Raw genomic sequence first — 16,204 nt, forward strand, 5'->3', positions numbered from 1 at the left:
CCCGCGGAGCGGGCCCCCCATCGCTGCGCGATGGGCAGCGAACACCCGCGCTGCGCGCGGGTGTTGCGCTCCCGCTCCGCGGGAGCGCTGGCGGGACGCTGCGCGTCCCGCTCACCAACCCGGCTTCGCCGGGTTGGTGACGCTCCGTCCGCTGCGCTCCCGGAGCTGCGGGGCCTTCGGCCCCGGGTGGCCTCCGCTGCGCTCCAGCCACCTGGTGGCGCTGCGCGCCACACGGCCGGACCCGCTGCGCGGGCCGGCCAACGGGCCTACGGCCCGGGCAGCGAGAGGAGGGGGTGCCCCGGGCGCCTACGTGGCCCAGCCGACCCGGCGGGAAGGGTGATGGTTCCTCAGGCGTGAGCGTGAGGGCGGGTGCTCAGCAGCTTGTGCCGGGCAGCGTGGTGCATGGGCCGGCCCGTGGCGGGAACGGCGAGACGCCGCAGGGCGAGGCTCGCGGTGACGAGCAGTACGGTGAAGACGGTCAGGAGGAGAATGGATACCCACATCTGCCGGCTCCCCGGGGCCTGCCAGCCGGTCCAGGCCGCGGTCCCCGTCCACAGCAGGATGGCCGCAGCGTAGAAGGAGCGGACACGGCGCAGTTGCCGCACGGCTCGCAGGAACTGGATGCGTTCGGTCTTCGGTGCCATGCGGCACCGTGTACCCAATGCGCGATGCCCCATCGGGGTCGCGCAGATTTTTGTGGAGAGGCCGGCAGACCACTTAGCTGATTCCATTGCCCTCCCCTCGTCTTCCGCACGGCCAGCGTCCCTTTTCGGTGCTCGTGGTCCGGGTGGCGGGCGTTCAGGCGGGTCGCCTGCCGGTAACGGTCGGTGAATCTGCGGTCCTAATCCGGGAGTACGTCGCGAAGCCATAGGCGGTCATGCCTGTCCAGATCACGGTACTGACCAGCGGCCACCACAGATCCCATCCCTGCTCGCCCCGGATGAGACGGCTGATCCAGTTCACCGCCCAGCTGACCGTGAGAGCAAGCGCCGCCCACCTGGCCCAGCGCCAGATCCGCATGGTTCCCCGGGCACGGGTCTCTTGTTGGCTCTGCTCACCCCGTCGGGTTCGTGTGCCTCCATACCTCACCGTCTACCCGCTGTCAGGTCTTGTCTTCCTGCGCAGGGGCAGAGGGTGAAAGCGCAACGAAGAGGGCGAGGGGCGTTGACTCATTCTCTTACTGTGGGCTGCACTCAGTCTTCTGGGAGGCGGGCATGCTTCTCGAAGTCGCGTCGCACCGCGACGCCCTGGTCCTCAACCAGTCCGTCCTCGTCGGGGAAGTCCAGAGCCGCGCCGCAGTGGCTGCACAACTTTCCGTCCTCAGCGGGCGTACCGCATGCCTTGCAGAACCGGTTGCCCTTCTCGGTCTCTTGCCTCATGACTCTCCTGGAGCAGCTCGAAGTGTTGGGGTTTCGGTGCGGAGTACCCGCTGCTCCAGGGATGATTCTCGACCGTGTGCTTCATTTTTTTCTGTGGGATAGAGTCTGGAACCTGAGGGCTACAGGGGTAAGGCGTGTGTGCTGCTGCAGGCTGATTGGGCGGGCCTCGGTTCGGGGCGTCCTTCACTGTCTCGGCTCAAGCTGACGCGGAGGCAATCGCTGCCTGTCTGTCGTCTTGTTCCGCTTGAAAGGGGTGAAGGAATGGCTGTGAAGGAACTCCGTCCTCATCAGCGGGAAGCCGTGGATGCGGTACTCCGGTCGCTTGAGTTTCCTGCACGTTCCACTGTGCCCGAGCGGGGTCTGCGCACTCAGGTGATCATGGCCACCGGAACCGGCAAGACTTTCGTCGCCGCACGGAGCGCCGAGGAGCTGCGTGCCGGCCGTGTGTTGGTGCTCGTCCCCTCGCTGGATCTGCTCGCGCAGACTGAGGCTGCGTGGCGCGACGGAGGCCGTACGGGTCCGATGGTCGGGGTCTCCTCCCTGCGGGGCGGGGACGTGTCCTTCCCCAACACCACGGACGTGGGTGAGCTGGTCGACTGGGTGCGGCCGTTCGACAAGGTCACTGTGTTCGCCACTTACGCCTCCCTCGGCCTCGGCACACTCGAGCGCGCGCACGGCGCCGGTCTCCCCGGGTGGGATCTGATCGTGGTCGACGAGGCGCACCGGACGTCGGGGCGGCTGGGCAAGCCGTGGGCCGTTGTCCACGACAACACCCGCATCCCCGCCCTGCGGCGCCTGTACATGACGGCCACGCCGCGGCTGTGGCAGCTGGGCGAGGACGCCGGTCGGGGCGCGCCGGGTGAGCTGGTCGCGTCGATGGAGGACGATCCGGACGGGCCGTTCGGTGCGCGCTGTTACACGTTGACGCTGTCGGAGGCGATCGACCGGGGCATCTGTGCGCCGTATCAGGTGGTGTGCGTGGATATCACCGACGCGCGGCTTCAGGCCGTGCAACTGCTGGGTGTGGAGGGGCGTTCGGACGAGGTCCGGGGGGCTCGGCTCGCAGCCCTCCAGACGGCGCTGCTCAAGGCTTCCTCGGAGGAAGGGTTCCGGCGCACGCTGGTCTTTCACCATGTGGTGAAGGAGGCCGAGGCGTTCGCGGTCGGCCTCTCGAGCGTGGGCGCGCAGCTGCACGCGGCGGATCCCGCGCTGTACCCGAAGGCGATCTGGGCGGACTGGCTGTGCGGTGACCACAAGCCGGGACGTCGTCGCCGGGTTCTCGATGAGTTCGCGGCCGGCATCGCCAGGGACGGCACGGTCGTCGAGAAGGGTTTCCTGGGTTCGGTGAAGGTGCTGGGTGAAGGGGTCGACACCCGCAACTGTGACTCCGTCTACTTCGCCGACGTCCGTGGCTCGATGCCCGACCTTGTCCAGGCCGTCGGTCGCGCGCTGCGGATGCGGCCCGGTGAGGGCAAGGTCGCCTCACTCGTGGTGCCGGTGCTGCTGGGGCCAGGCGAGACGGTGGACAACATGCTCACGTCGCGGGCTTTCGGTGGGCTCGCGAAGTTGCTGGAGGCGCTGCGGGCGCACGATGCCCGGGTGGTGGAGCAGCTCGCCGAGCCCCAGGCGGCCAGCCGGGTGAGGGGCGTGCAGAGTCGCAGCGGGGAGTCGGAAGGCGAGGAAGCCGGGGGCGACCGAAGCGGCAGGGGTCTGTCGGTGCCGGCCCGGGCATTGCTGAAGTTCTCCACTCCACGTGACCCGGTGCAGCTGGCCGCGTTCATCAACTTGCGGGTCCTCGACCCCGAGCACGCCCACTGGCGGCGTGGGATGGAGGCCGCCGGCATCTACCAGCGGCTTCACGGTGACCTGAAGGTGCCGTTCACGTACCGCGTGCCCGGTGGGGAGGATCAGGCGGTGGAGGCCGGGTTCGAGGGGTGGCCGGCCTCGCTCGCCGGTTTTCCGCTGGGGCAGTGGATCGCCGACAACCGGCGGTTCTACGCACGCGGGGACTTGGGCGCCGACCGCGTCGCGCTGCTGGAGAAGCTGGGCATGGTGTGGTCGCACTTCGATGTCGCGTGGGAGGAAGGTCTGGCGGCGGCGCGCGGGTGGGCGGCCGAGGCGGGCCATCTGCTGGCCCCGACCGACGCTACTTACAACGGGTACCGGGTGGGCATCTGGCTGAAGAACCAGCGGGCCGCGGCCCGGAAGGCTGCCGAGGTCGAGCAGCGGCGTGCCGAGGGTCTGCCCGTGGGTTCCGTCGTTGGGGCGTTGTCGGACGAGCGGCGCGAGCAGTTGGAGGACATCGACCCGTCGTGGTGCCCGGCCTGGCCCGTGGAGTGGCAACGCGCCTTCCACCTCGTCCGCCGGCATCTTGAGGCCGGCGGCGCGCTGCCCACGTCGCCGGGCAGGGTCGTGCACCAGGGCGAGGATCTTGGGCGGTGGGTGCGGTCGGTTCGGTACGGCTGGGACAAGCTCACCGGCGTGCAGCAGTGGCTGTGCGAGCGCTTCCTCGGCATCACGCCCGCAGGCGAGGACGAGAAGCCCAAGCCGCGTCGTTCGCAGGCCGACAAGTGGGCCATGAACTACGCCGCGGCCAAGCAGTACTACGAGCGCGAGGGACACCTACGCGTGCCGAGGAAGCACATCGAGCGGATCGTCGGCCAGGACCAGGAGGAGCGGCAGCACAAGCTGGGCGCCTGGATCGGCAATCAGCGCTCCCGGGCGGCGACGCTGACGCCGGAACGGGTGGAGCTGCTGTCCGCCATTGGCATGCGATGGACGTGAGGGGTGCTGTCGTCACCGCGCGGCGTGGCAGATGGCGTGTGATGTGTGGCCGGGCTGTCGAGGCTCAGGCATGGGCGCCCGTACGCGAAGTGCTTGCGCTGTTGCGGGGCGAGTGCGGGTTGGAGGTGGTCGACGATGGGGTGGGCTGCGGGCTTGGACACCTCGAACGGCTTCGTGCCGAACGTTGGGTGGTGTTTGGTGGCAGGTTCGGGTGAGCTGGGTCAGTCGAAGAGGGCAACGAGTCCGTTCACCCAGATCGCGAGGAACCCGAGGGCTGCCATCAGGCAGCCTGCGCCCGCCAGGACACCGCTGATCGTCCATGGTCCGGAGGGTGCTTCGTGCTCTTCTGCCCAGTCATTGCGGTAGGAGGCGGGGTTCTCCCAGTCGACGGGGTGCCCCAGTTCCTCGGCGCAGGCGGTCCGCACCGCGACCAGTTGCTCCTTTGCGAAAGGGGTGGCGGCCTTGGCCTCGGGGCCTTGCCAGGCGAGGGCTTTCATCCGCCGCCTGGGGGACCCGTAGCGCGCCTCGAAGGCGGCGGTCTCTTCTGCGTTGCGGTCCTCTTCGAGGTACATCCAGCGTCCGGCCTCGGCGGCGTCGCCGTAGAGGCGGTACACCTCGGCCAGACGGCGGCGGAGCGTCAAGACGTGTGGGAAGGAGGAGACGAGGCCGCGCAGGCGTTGGCGGGCGACGGGAACTCGGCCGGCCGTCAGGTCTGCGTCGACTCGGGCAAGGGTCTCTCTCAGGGGCATGAGCGCATGATCGGGTACCGCACTGATCTGCGTCGACCTGGTTTCGCCGCTCAGCGCTCGCTCTTCCCGGTATCCGCTGAACTTCGCTGAGACGGAACAGCACCGGTTGCGGGACAGCCTTTGTTCAGCGGGCTCGGTCGTAGACCATGGCGATCTCGCCCAGTTCGCCGGTCTCCTGGTGGGTGAGCTTCCACTTCGAAGTCGGCAGGCCATCGTCGAACAGTCGCTGTCCGAATGGTGCCTGCCCTGTCTCCTGTCCTGTCTGTCCTTGCCGGGTCGTGACGGGCTCAGGACGGGCGGGGGCCGGTGTCGGCGACCCGGAAGACCGGCCAGCCGATCTCGGTGCGCCACTGCTCGGAGGCGGGGGTGTCGCGCGGGCCCACGAGGTAGGTCTCGCGCACCGGCCCGGCCACGGCGAGGGCGTGGTCGGCGACCCACCTGCCCAGTTCGCCGTAGGTGACGTCGATGGTGTCGTGGGTGCCCGGGTGCACGGTGACCGCCAGCTCGGCGGGCGGCAGTTCGGTGCCGTGGACGCGCCCCAGGTCCGGCACGGGCGCGGCGACCGGGACGTAGACGAGCACGTCCCCGCGGCCCTGGCTGAACAGTGCGTTGTCGTAGAGGCCGCCCGCGGGGCCCGTGGGCGTGTCGATGACGGCGTCCAGTTCGGCCATCGCGCCCGCGTACCAGGAGAGCACCTCCTGGTGGGTGACCATGCCCCGTACCGCGGCCACGCGCCGTGCGGGCGCGGGGCGCAGTTCGACGTCGACGCCGGCCGGTTCGGGGCGCAGCAGCCGGCGCAGCGACGCGACGGCCGCCTGGGTCCGTGACAGTTGGTCCTGGAGCCGCTGGAGGTGTTCGCCCACCAGGTGTGCGCGTACGGTCGGGTCCGGGGTGAGCAGGATCCGCCGGACGTCGGCGAGCGGTACGTCGAGTTCCCGCAGCCGGGAGATGACCTGTGCGCCGGGGATCTGGGCGGGGTCGTAGTACCGGTAACCGCTCGACGGGTCCACGTGCGCGGGCTCCAGCAGTCCGGCCTCGTGGTAGCGGCGCAGCGTACGGATGCTCAGGTGGGTCAGCCGGGAGAACTCGCCGATCGTCAGCACTCCCCCACTGTGCACCCTCCCGCAGGGGGAGAGTGCAGCGCTTGACCCGGGTGCCGCGGGAGGCGGCACGCTCCGTCACATGACCAGCAGCCTTTCCCTCTCCCCCGACCTCGCGGGGCGTCTCGCCGTCGTCACCGGCGCCGGACGGGGCACCGGTGCCGCGATCACGGCCCGCCTGCGCGCGGCCGGCGCCACCGTGCTCCCGACGGCTCGCACGGCGCCCGCGTCCGCGGCGGACGACCCGCTCTTCGTCACGGCCGACCTGACCACGCCGGACGGCGTGGGCGCCGTGGTCTCGGCGGTGCGCGACCGGCTCGGCACCCCGGACGTCGTCGTGCACACGCTCGGCGGCTCGCACGCGCCGGCCGGCGGGTTCGCCGCCCTCACCGACGCCCACTGGCAGGACGAGCTCGCCCTCAACCTGCTGGCCGCCGTGCGCCTCGATCGCGCGCTGCTCCCGGCGATGCGGGACGCGGGCCGGGGCGCCGTCGTCCACGTCTCCTCCATCCAGCGCCGGCTGCCCCTGCCCGACGCCACGCTCGGCTACGCCGCCGCCAAGGCCGCGCTGACCACGTACAGCAAGGGCCTCGCCCGGGAACTGGCTCCGCACGGAGTGCGGGTCAACGTCGTCTCCCCGGGCGCGATCGAGACGGAGGGCACCGCGGCCCTGGTGGCCCGCATCGCCGACGCGCAGGGCATCGACCGGGCCGCGGCCTGGGACCAGGTGCTGGCCTCGCTCGGCGGTATCCCTCTCGGCCGTCCGGCACGGCCCGAGGAGGTGGCCGAGCTGGTCGCCTTCCTCGTCTGCGACCGCGCCGCCGCCATCACGGGCGCCGAGCACACCATCGACGGCGGCACCGTCCCCACGCTCTGACCCCTGTCCCCCGCACTCAGGAGGGTTCCCGCATGACCCTGGACGGCCTTCCCGGCCTGCCTGCCCGTATCCGGACGTACCTCGATGCCCACAGGGGCCACGACGTGCCCGCGGCGGCCGGCTGCTTCGGCCCTGCCCCGGTGGTCGTGGACGACGGGCGCACCCACCGCGGCCGCGACGCGGTCAGGGCCTGGCTCGAGAGGACCTCGGCCGAGTACACCTACACGGCCACTGCTCTCACTGCCGTCTGCCACGACGACCGGCGCTGGACGGTGGCCCAACGCCTCGACGGCGATTTCCCCGGCGGCACCGTCGACCTCGCCCATGCCTTCACGCTCGATGACGAGGGACGCATCACCGCGCTCTCCATCGCCCCGTGGACGGCCGGGTGACTCGGCCGCTCGGCCGCTCGGCCGCTCGGCCGCTCGGCCGCTCGGCCGCTCGGCCGCTCGGCCGCTCGGCCGCTCACAGGCTCTCCCGTGTACGTCCGGTGCGGCTGCCCGCCCTCCGGATGCCCCGGGGCGGCGCCTTCTTCTAGAGGCCGACGTCCACCCGGTCGATGTCCGTGAACTCCACGCCCAGGCCGTGGGCACGCGTGTTGTTGGCGCGGAAGTACATCTCCGCGAGGCCCTCGGCCGCGATGCGCTGGAGCTGCTGCTCCGTGGCGCCCTGCTCGCGGGCGGTGAACAGGCGGTCCGCCCAGTCGGGCGGGAGGGCCTGGATGATGTCGCGGACACGGGCGTCGTCGGTGGTGCCCGGGGCGGCCGTGAAGCCGAAGCGGGCCCGGGCGGAGAGGACCAGGCCGTCGGTGGTGGACGCCTTGCGCCTGGCCCTCTCCCGGACCTTCGGCTGCCAGCGCTTCTTGACCTCGCGTTCCATGCGTTCCCGCAGCTCGCGGCGGGGCCGTTTGAGCCCGCCCTTGACGTAGCGCTCCACCGTGCGCTGGGAGACGCCGAGGAGGCGGGCGGTGGCTCTGGTGCCTTTGAGCTGCTTGACCAGGTACTTCATCTGGGCCTGGGCGCTCTTGGGGAGGGGGCGGGTGAACGCTCCCTCCAGTGCGCGGTCCAGGCCGTCCCCGACCGGGTCCGTCATCGTCGGCTACTCCCCTTCTCCGGCGGCCGGGTCGGTCATGTGCAGGTTCGCGCCCCCAGTGTCATGCCGGACGGCTGTGGCCTGCTGCTTACACAGCTGTCTCATCAGATGTCCTGCGGTTTCCGTCTCCATTCGGTGGCATTTCTTCATACCGCATCATCCTGCTGGCCTTCTTCGGTCTTCCAGGTCTGGTCGAACCAGGTGATGAAGTCCATCACGGTGCCGACGCGGGCGATGCGCTCGTGGATGGCCCGCTGGTCGTGTCCGGGGAGGAAATCGCCGCGTTCGATCGATTTGCCGCAGCCGCAGTTGCACTTCCGGTTGTCCAGTGGGGACTTGAAGTAGGTGATGGGGTTCTGTTGGGCGCCGTTCGGTGCGGGTCTGCCGACGTAGCGGTCGTACACCGGATGCCCGGGGCCGAGGATGCGCCCTTCGAAGGCCCGTCGCCCGTCGGGGGTGTCGACGATCCGGTCGATCTCCATGGCTTGCCTGATGATGACGTCGCCGCTGACGACGGCGAACCGCTCCCGTTCGACACGTTCGCCGGGCATCACCCAGGTTCCCCGGGCGATGTCGTGGAGCTGCTGGTCGGAGAGCCCTTCGGTCCAGCCGATCTGTGACCGCGCGAAAGCGTCCTCGCTCGGGTCGATCGACCTGCGCCTGCCCAGCGTGATCTGGATCAACGCGCCTCCCTGAAACCCCTTTAACGGGGTCGATGAGTCCAAGGTAGCGGAGAGGAGCCTAGACCATAAATCCCCCTTGAACCGGGGTCTAGCGACCCTTCAGTGCTGTGCTGAGATACCTCGGGCAGCCAGATCGTTGACAGCTCGTCGACGACCTTTGTGCTCGGGCGCCTTGAAGCCTGTGGCACGGGCCGCCAGCTCGAGTGCGGTGACGGTCTGCTACACGCCACTGTCCAGCAATTCGCTGGAATGCCCGGCGCCCCAGCCCTGCTTCGCTCACCATAGTGACGATCAGGCATCAGTGGGCGCTCCAGGGACCGAGGAAGGTCCGGTGGGGCGCAGAGGACAACAGTGAGTAATTAGGGGTCGTACAGCCGACTGGGAAGTCGTTCGGGCGGCTGCGGTATGTAGGGGGGCATGTGTCTGAAACCGAGAATGCGGCTGTCGAGGCGGGCGTCGGGGCGACGGATGCAGCACCGGCGGGCACGCCGCTTGTCGGGACCGCGCTCGTCGTCGCGGTCACGGTTGTCACGCTGTGGCTCGGGCTTCTCGCCTGGTTGGCGTTCCATACCGACGCGAGCGAAGTCACCTGGTCGCGTCTGCTCGTTGTCCTCGGCTCTGTGGAAGCCGTCGCGTTCGCGGCTATTGGTGCCTTGTTCGGTACGACGGTGCAGAGGCAGCGGGTGGCAGATCTGGCGGCCCGGACCGAGGCCGCCGAGTCCCGTGCGAATGCCAACGAGACAGCGGCCCTCAATGGTCACAGACTAGCGGCGGCGGTCCAGGCATCCCGCGCCCCCAGCAGCGGGTCAGACACGGAACAGCTGTCGGCTGAGCACCGATCCGGCCAGGATCCCCTACTCGAACTGGCCAACCGGCTGTTCCCGGGCTGAGGCGTTGCTGTGGACACCATCGGAAGGCTGGTGCGCAACGGTGAGCCCGTTGCGACAGCGGTCGTTCTCACCGCCGACGGACTCGCCGCGACCGCCGCTCATGTCCTTGCGTCTCACCAAGCCGCGCAATGGACCTTCGAGCCGATCGCCGCGCCCGGATTCTCGCTCCCCGTCGACTGCTCGCTGTCCTCGAACAGCGCAACCGATGTGGCACTTATCCACGTACGCGAAGCCGATGACTGGAACCCGATGACGCTCACCTCGCATACGAGCGCCACCCCCGGTGACCCGGTCCACCTACGCGGATTCGCTGCGTCCCGCGACTACGACTCCGGCGTCGGCCACTACGTCGGCACCACAGCGCAAAACGGCCAGGCCTGGGTGAAGGTGAGCTGCCAGCACGCCCAGCCGGGCATGAGCGGCGCACCGGTGCTGCTCACCGGCACGGGCAGCGTCATCGGTATCGTGTCGGCCCGTCTCAACTCAGGGCGCTGGAACCGTGACACCGTGCTGCTCGCCCCGGCCGAGCAACTCGTCGCGCTCGCCCCCGAGCGCCTGCGTCTGGCCGCACCCGTCCGCCGTTTCGCCGCCGGCACACTTCGGTTGTCGTGGTTGCGCGGCGACTCGCTCGAACTCATCCTGGAATCCGACGACTTCACCGTCTCGCTCGGCCGCAACGCACACAACCTCGTGTACCTGCCGGACCACCGTGACAGTCGCTTCCACGGTCATCTCACCCTGATCGGTACCACCTTGACCTACCAGCATCTGGGCTCCCACCCTGCATTCCTGGCAGGCGCCACCCGCCAGTTGAAGCTCGCCAAGGGCGACTCCTGCCCGGTCGCGGACAAGGACCGACTGACCGTCGCGAGCGGAACGATGCTGGTGGAATTCTCCGCACCCGACCTGTTTGATCCGAACGCCAACGTGACGCCGGAGGCACCCGAATGAAGGGGTGATCAACCAGTTGGACGCCGATTCCCACACCGACCTGACGGCCGACGGACCGTACGAGCCGCCTCCACCGCTCTCAGGCACACCCGCTGCCATCGGCGAGGTGCTGTCCGACCGCTGGGCGGTGGTGGAGATCCGCCGCGGCGGACAGGCATGGGTCCTCATCGTCGACGACCTCGAGCGCGGCGGCCGTCGCGCGATCAAGATCCCGCTGTCCGGCGCGCTCGTCGGCGACGACGAACTCGAGATGCTGCTCAGGCTCGAACCCCACCGGCACACCGTCACCACGCTCGGCGTCACCGAGGTACGCGGGCAACCGGGCATCGTCTTCGACTACGCGCCCTCGACCCTGACCGACCTGATCCGGCTGGGCCCCGGGCTTTCGCTCGCCGGGATCCTGCAGCAGGTGTGCGCCGGAATGGCGCATCTGTCCCACATCGTCGAGGTGGCCCACCTCGACCTCAAACCGTCGAACGTACTCATCGACGAGAACGGTCACGCCAAGGTCGCCGACTTCGGCCTGGCCCAGCGGGTGCGTATCCAGGACGGACGCTTCGCGGGCGCGCGGGGCGGCACCTGGGCGTACGCCGCGCCCGAGGTGCTGCGGAGGGAGCCCTGCGACACCCGCGCCGACATCTTCTCCTTCGGCGTGCTCCTGTACGAGGCGTGCACAGGCAAGCTCCCCTACCCCTTCGCCCTGGCGCCCGACCCGGTCGCCCAGCGGGCGCAACTGCTGGACTACTACGCGTCCCCGGGCCCGGGCGACCGGCAGAGCGAGCTCTACTACTGGGGGCAGTCCGAGCTGACCCAGGTGCCCGTCGCCCCGCCCGGCGAGGGCATCAGCATCCTTCTGTCGAGCTGCCTGCAGCAGCACCTGTCGGAGCGCCCGCAGTCGTTCACCATGGTCGCCGAGATGCTGGCCCGAGCGGTCAGGAGACCGCCGGTCGAAGCCCCGGAGACTCCCCTGCCCCAGATCGACCAGCAGCGCAGATCACTGTCGCTGGCCCAAGTGCTTATCCGGCTCGACCGGCTCGACGAGGCCATCAGCCGGCTCAACCGGTTGCTGGCGACGTCCTTGCCCCCGGCTCTCTTCGAGACCGTACGGCAGACGGCGGTGCAGGCGCTGACCCGGGCCGGGCGGCATGCCGAAGCAACCGAACTAGCAGATTGGCGGTGACCTCCATGCGGCGATTCGATCTGTCGGAATGGAAACGAAGCCCGCACCTCACGGACCTGCGGCGCACGGTGGCGGGGCTGCTGGCGGAAGGGCGGCACCGAACCGCGCTGGACGAGGTCCTGTGCGCTCTGCGCCGTGATCCGGAGAACCTCGACGGGCTGTTCGTGGCGCTCTCGGTGCTGGCCCAGAGCCGCACGACGCGGCTCGCGTCCCCCGAGCCCCTGACCGAAACGCAGCAGTGGAGCGCGCTGCTGGCGCCGATCACGACGGCGTGCTCGGCCTGTGACGCCCGCTGGTACTCGACGCACGCGGTCCTGTTCGCCGACAACGATGTGCAGTTCCAGCCGACGAACCCCATCGGCATGCAATGCCAGAAGTGCCGGTACACCCTGTGCAGGGACTGTCTGAAGGCGCAGAGGCCGACCTCGTACACGGCCTCCGTCGACGCGCCGGAAGTGGTCGCGGGCTCCTGCGCGAACACCGCCTGCGACGGCCGGGGGCTGTCCGTGCCGGTCCTCCCCACCGGCCGCCCCGACGCAACACCCATGGACCCGGCGGCGATCGAGGGCGTACTCGTCGTACGGGACGGCCCCATCCGCCCGACGACGGACGACGCCCTCGCCGTGGTGACCAGGTTCCTCCCCCTCATTTCCGATGACGCGCCCCTCCTGCACATCCGCAGGGCCCGCCCCGGGACCATGAGCGACAACGCGACCCGCGACGCGCTCGCCCGGTCCCTGCTGCTCGACCTGGAACGCGAAGGTGCGCTGGCCCCCGACTCCTGGGGGCGCTCCAGGCGCATGCACATCCTGGCCGGTCCCGGGGGCGACGGCGACTACCTGATCGTGCCGGTCCAGAAGAGTCTCCGGCGCCTGCCACCGGCCACTCCGCACGCCGCGTCCGGCCCGGGCACGTACACCTACCTCCTGCAGATCCTGCCCCTTCGGGGGAGCTGGGCCACGCTGCGCGACCCGCGCACCAGAGACTTCCACGAGGGCACTTTCGGCGCCCTCTCGGCGCCGGCCGAATCGCTCCCCGGCATCGCACAGGAAATCATCAAGCGCTTCGAGCGCATGGGGCAGTCGCGTCGCGTCATGTTCTTCGAGGGCGACTACACGCAGGAGCAGGGGCTCACCACGGACGACGTGTACGGCATCGTCACGGAAGGCAGCGCATCCCTTTCGCCGTACTCCGAGGGGGCAGAATGAGTCATAGGGGAGGGTTCACCAGCTCTTCCAGGGGTCTCAACAACACAACCTGGCTGTAGGCGGCGCGGGGCTCCCCTCGGCCGCCAATTCCTCGCTGCCGCTGCGGAACCCGGTAAGCACCTCCCTCACCTGCGCGGCCCGCTGCAGCACCTGCTCCCGCTCGCCGGCGTCCGGGCGGGCCAGTACCACCGCCGCCGTCTCCTGCGGGTCGTCAGCAGCAGGACCTGGCGAGAACATGACGCAGGTTCTGAGTACCTACAGCTTGATGTGGTTGGCGATGTTGAAGACGCCGCCCTGTTCCTCGAACTGTTCCTCGGCCCACAGGACGGTTCGGGTGCCCTGGTGCTTGACCATTCCCGGGGAGACGCCGAGCCGGAACGTGCCGGGGACGGGCTTGCCCTCGGGGGTGTGGGGCAGGACGTCCAGCGGGGTGGGGCCGGGCGAGGGGTAGACGACGGCGTCGGTGCCGACGGCCACCGGGTAGAGGTCGGCGGCGGCCGCGGTCTTCATCAGCTTGCGGTGCAGGCCGATGCGCTGGTTGGCCAGGACGGCGGCCCGGATGTCGGGGCGCCATGTCTCCCGTTCGAGCGCGGGCCACGGCTCGTGGTACGGCACCTGGCCCCGGTTGCGCTGGCGGAGTTTGCCGATGCCGCCTTTCGCGGTCGCCTTGATCGCACCGACCAGCAGCGCCATCACCGGGTCGCTCTGCCGGGAACGGGCCATCGCGTCGAGGAACTCGGCGCCGCCGAGGCCGGTGGTGACGCCCAGATCGGCCATCGTGGTGACGTACGCGTCGCGCAGGCGCTTGTACCAGGCGTCCAGGTAGCGGCCGGTGCGGGTGCGCACGTACGCCTCGACGGGCGCGACCTCGAAGCCGAGTTCCACCGCGTAGGCGACGGTGGGGGTGGCGTACCAGGCCGGTCCGGTGGGGCGCTCTCCCTTGGGGGTGAAGGGCGAGGGGAGCCGGCCGCCGTCGACCGGGCGGCCGTCGACCCGTACGCGGGAGAGGTCGACGTGGCTGAGGTCGACCAGCCAGGAGCCGGGCAGCGACGGGTCGAAGGGCGGGTTGCCGGTGAGGTGGGTCGGGCCGTTCAGGCCGACGGTCAGGCCGTTGGCGGCCGCGGCGAAGGACATGTTGACGTCGATCGCGACCAGGTACTGCCGCATGCACTCGTCGTCGGTGAGGGGGCGGCACCAGTCGTAGGGCTCCTCCATCAGCATCTCGGCCGGTGTGCGCAGGTGGTGGCGGGCGAACCTGCCCTTGAGCAGGGGGTGTTCGTCGGGGACCTCGCACTCCACCACGTCGTGGACGGCGGTGAGCGCGTCCTCGTTGAGGGCCCGGGTGAACGCGCCGGTGACCGGGTCCTTCTCGGCGCGGGTCGGCGGGTGCAGCGCGGTCATCAGCTCCAGGCCGGTGACCGCCGCGGTGCCGCGCGGTGTCATCACGCGCTGTGCGTACGCGCCGAGGTAGCGGGCGAGGTCGGCCGGGTGCATCGAGGGCAGGCGCGGGGCGTTCCTGTCGTCCCATTCGCGGGTGTCCAGGGCGTTCCAGGCCGGGATGCACAGCTGGACGCAGTGGCGCTTGGCTCCTTCGGCGGGGCGGTAGATCCTCGCCCAGGGGCCCAGTCCGCGGCGGGTCAGTTTCCAGTCGGCCCGGGTGAGTTGCCTGACGGCCTTGTGGCCGTCCGGGAGGCGGCCGGCGCGGCGTTCCTCGTCGGACAGGGCGGTGGGCAGGCCGTAGCGTTCCAGGGCGGCGGGGGTGAGGACGAGGAGCGGGTCACCGTCGCGGCCGTTGCGGTGCAGACGGGGCTGGCCGAGCCGGGCTTCGGTCAGGGTCCAGTCGATCAGTGCGGGAAGGGACTTGGCGGGGACGTCCAGGACGAGTCCGCCGACGCAGTAGGCGAGGACGTGGCCGTTCTCGACGTCGATGACGGCGAGGGGGCCGTTCTCGAAGCGCTGGTCGGCCGGGGGCGGGGTGGGGCGGTGGGCCGGCCTGTGGGCTTTCCGGGGGTGGGGGGCTTTCTCCGGGTGCGGGGGGCGGCTTCGGGGAGGGGCCTCGGACGTGGGGGCAGGCTCGGGCTCGGGTGCGGGTGCGGGCGCGGGTGCGGGTGCGGGTGCGGGTGCGGGCGCGGGCGCGGGCGCGGGCGCGGGGTGTGTCGGGGGTGTTTCGTCGGCCGGGGCGGGGGCGGGCGGGGCGGGGGTGGGTTCGCCGGGTGAGGTGGCGACGGGTGCCGTGGTGGTGGGCGCGGTGTCGGCGGGTGCCGTGGTGGTGGGGAACTGCTGGGCCCAGCCTTCGAGGAGGCGCTGGTAGGCCTGGCGGCGCGGGGGGCGGGGCCGGGAGCGGCCGGCTTCCCAGTTCTTCACCGTCTGCGTCGTCGTCTGCAGCACCTGGGCGAGCCGGGCCTGGGTGATCCCGGCGGCCTCGCGCAGTCGGGCCCGTTCGGCGGGGCCGGGCAGGTCCGGGTCCCCGGCGAGCAGGGCGTCCACGGCCGCGAACAGCTCTTCTTCCGTCGGCATGCGCCACCTCCGCCCCCGACCCTACCACCGGTTAACCCTGGATTTTGGGCCGTATTTATCCCCTGATTTGGCTTCGGCGGGTGAACCCGGCCGCGGGACTGGCCTGATGCCGACGCCGCAGTGGAGAAGGGCTGGAGAACCGGTCGGGGCCGGGCCCGTCCGCAGTGATCGCACAGGCATGCTGACGGTGGCCGGCGGGACGGCCGGCTGCGGCTCCCGGAAGTTCTTCTCCCCGCCGGTCACATTTTCTGCTTCCGGGTCGTCAGTGCAGTGAAGGCAACGCGGCCGCCCGGTACCGGTCGCCTATCGAATTTCTGGAGGAACCCATGACCGCTCGTATGCCCAACCCCGCGATCGTCGCCGGCCCCGACGTCATTCCCGCGCTGCTGAGCGTGGCCGGTGCCGTGAAGAACACCGGGGTCCCGGAGACCACGATCAACCTGATCTACCTGCGGGTCAGCCAGATCAACGGCTCCAGCTGGAACGTGCACAAGCACGCCGGCGACCTGAAGGAGGCCGGCGAGAGCGCCGAGCGGATCAGCACGGTCGCCGCCTGGCGCGAGACGCCGTTCTTCACCCCCGAGGAGCGTGCCGCGCTGGCGCTCGCCGAGGCCGCGACGCGGCTGAGCGACCGTCAGGACGCGGTGTCGGACGAGGTGTGGGCCGAGGCCGCCAAGTACTTCAGCGACCAGCAGCTCGCCGGGATCCTGCTGGCCACCGGTCTGAGCAACCTGTGGCACCGGCTCATCCCGACCACCCGCCAGCCCGCCGGGCCGGTCGGCGGCTGACGCCGC

General features: G+C 70.4%; 15 protein-coding genes and 1 pseudogene. 8 read left to right on the forward strand and 8 right to left on the reverse strand.

Features of this window, described 5'->3' with window-relative positions; translation table 11 throughout:
• Window positions 1-347: 347 nt before the first annotated feature.
• Both ACFZP7_RS34550 and ACFZP7_RS34555 read right to left on the reverse strand, forming a co-directional pair.
• Window positions 348-644 carry a hypothetical protein gene (locus ACFZP7_RS34550; protein WP_385638624.1) on the reverse strand — a complete coding sequence of 99 codons (297 nt, stop codon included), beginning with the start codon at window positions 642-644 and terminating at the stop codon, window positions 348-350.
• 549 nt (window positions 645-1,193) lie between these two features.
• A complete protein-coding gene (locus ACFZP7_RS34555) occupies window positions 1,194-1,379 on the reverse strand; it encodes a hypothetical protein (RefSeq protein WP_385638627.1) in 186 nt (61 codons plus the stop codon).
• Between the two features lie 261 nt (window positions 1,380-1,640).
• Here ACFZP7_RS34555 and ACFZP7_RS34560 point away from each other — a divergent pair, with 261 nt between their 5' ends.
• Window positions 1,641-4,163 (forward strand): Helicase associated domain protein, encoded by a 2,523-nt coding sequence (locus tag ACFZP7_RS34560; protein WP_385638630.1) that lies wholly within the window; start codon window positions 1,641-1,643, stop codon window positions 4,161-4,163.
• Window positions 4,164-4,384: 221 nt separating this feature from the next.
• Here the strand turns inward: ACFZP7_RS34560 and ACFZP7_RS34565 are convergent, their stop codons facing one another.
• The 3 genes and pseudogenes from ACFZP7_RS34565 to ACFZP7_RS34575 form a co-directional block, all read right to left on the reverse strand.
• Window positions 4,385-4,912, reverse strand: a complete 528-nt coding sequence (locus ACFZP7_RS34565; protein WP_385638632.1) for a DUF6584 family protein — start codon at window positions 4,910-4,912, stop codon at window positions 4,385-4,387.
• 124 nt (window positions 4,913-5,036) lie between these two features.
• Window positions 5,037-5,144: pseudogene (locus tag ACFZP7_RS34570) on the reverse strand (riboflavin biosynthesis protein RibD); the annotation flags it as partial.
• 55 nt (window positions 5,145-5,199) lie between these two features.
• Complete coding sequence (locus tag ACFZP7_RS34575; RefSeq protein WP_385638634.1) at window positions 5,200-6,015, reverse strand: MerR family transcriptional regulator; 816 nt, start codon at window positions 6,013-6,015, stop codon at window positions 5,200-5,202.
• Window positions 6,016-6,094: 79 nt separating this feature from the next.
• Between ACFZP7_RS34575 and ACFZP7_RS34580 the strand changes: the two genes are divergently transcribed.
• Both ACFZP7_RS34580 and ACFZP7_RS34585 read left to right on the forward strand, forming a co-directional pair.
• On the forward strand, window positions 6,095-6,889 hold the full coding sequence (locus tag ACFZP7_RS34580; RefSeq protein ID WP_385638637.1) for an SDR family oxidoreductase: 795 nt from the start codon (window positions 6,095-6,097) through the stop codon (window positions 6,887-6,889).
• Window positions 6,890-6,921: 32 nt separating this feature from the next.
• The gene (locus tag ACFZP7_RS34585; RefSeq protein WP_385638640.1) at window positions 6,922-7,281 is read left to right on the forward strand and encodes a nuclear transport factor 2 family protein; all 360 of its coding nucleotides are present in this window, start codon (window positions 6,922-6,924) and stop codon (window positions 7,279-7,281) included.
• 142 nt (window positions 7,282-7,423) lie between these two features.
• On the opposite strand, the gene tpg is transcribed toward ACFZP7_RS34585, so the two are convergent.
• On the reverse strand, window positions 7,424-7,981 hold the full coding sequence (gene tpg, locus ACFZP7_RS34590) for a telomere-protecting terminal protein Tpg (RefSeq protein WP_031022710.1): 558 nt from the start codon (window positions 7,979-7,981) through the stop codon (window positions 7,424-7,426).
• A 146-nt stretch (window positions 7,982-8,127) separates the two neighbouring features.
• Window positions 8,128-8,664 carry a hypothetical protein gene (locus ACFZP7_RS34595; RefSeq protein ID WP_031022712.1) on the reverse strand — a complete coding sequence of 179 codons (537 nt, stop codon included), beginning with the start codon at window positions 8,662-8,664 and terminating at the stop codon, window positions 8,128-8,130.
• A gap of 419 nt (window positions 8,665-9,083) precedes the next feature.
• Between ACFZP7_RS34595 and ACFZP7_RS34600 the strand changes: the two genes are divergently transcribed.
• Genes ACFZP7_RS34600 through ACFZP7_RS34615 form a run of 4 tightly spaced genes read left to right on the forward strand, consistent with a single transcriptional unit; the run spans window position 9,084 to window position 12,893 of the window.
• Window positions 9,084-9,554 carry a hypothetical protein gene (locus ACFZP7_RS34600; protein WP_031022714.1) on the forward strand — a complete coding sequence of 157 codons (471 nt, stop codon included), beginning with the start codon at window positions 9,084-9,086 and terminating at the stop codon, window positions 9,552-9,554.
• A gap of 9 nt (window positions 9,555-9,563) precedes the next feature.
• Window positions 9,564-10,505 carry a trypsin-like peptidase domain-containing protein gene (locus tag ACFZP7_RS34605; RefSeq protein WP_031022716.1) on the forward strand — a complete coding sequence of 314 codons (942 nt, stop codon included), beginning with the start codon at window positions 9,564-9,566 and terminating at the stop codon, window positions 10,503-10,505.
• Between the two features lie 16 nt (window positions 10,506-10,521).
• Window positions 10,522-11,685, forward strand: a complete 1,164-nt coding sequence (locus ACFZP7_RS34610; protein WP_355274674.1) for a serine/threonine-protein kinase — start codon at window positions 10,522-10,524, stop codon at window positions 11,683-11,685.
• 5 nt (window positions 11,686-11,690) lie between these two features.
• Complete coding sequence (locus tag ACFZP7_RS34615; RefSeq protein ID WP_385638644.1) at window positions 11,691-12,893, forward strand: hypothetical protein; 1,203 nt, start codon at window positions 11,691-11,693, stop codon at window positions 12,891-12,893.
• Between the two features lie 255 nt (window positions 12,894-13,148).
• Here the strand turns inward: ACFZP7_RS34615 and tap are convergent, their stop codons facing one another.
• On the reverse strand, window positions 13,149-15,410 hold the full coding sequence (gene tap, locus ACFZP7_RS34620) for a telomere-associated protein Tap (RefSeq protein WP_385638647.1): 2,262 nt from the start codon (window positions 15,408-15,410) through the stop codon (window positions 13,149-13,151).
• 326 nt (window positions 15,411-15,736) lie between these two features.
• Between tap and ACFZP7_RS34625 the strand changes: the two genes are divergently transcribed.
• On the forward strand, window positions 15,737-16,198 hold the full coding sequence (locus ACFZP7_RS34625) for a carboxymuconolactone decarboxylase family protein (protein ID WP_029394605.1): 462 nt from the start codon (window positions 15,737-15,739) through the stop codon (window positions 16,196-16,198).
• Window positions 16,199-16,204: the final 6 nt, after the last annotated feature.

This window comes from Streptomyces sp. SudanB5_2050, assembly GCF_964272335.1.
Lineage (GTDB): Bacteria > Actinomycetota > Actinomycetes > Streptomycetales > Streptomycetaceae > Streptomyces > Streptomyces rochei.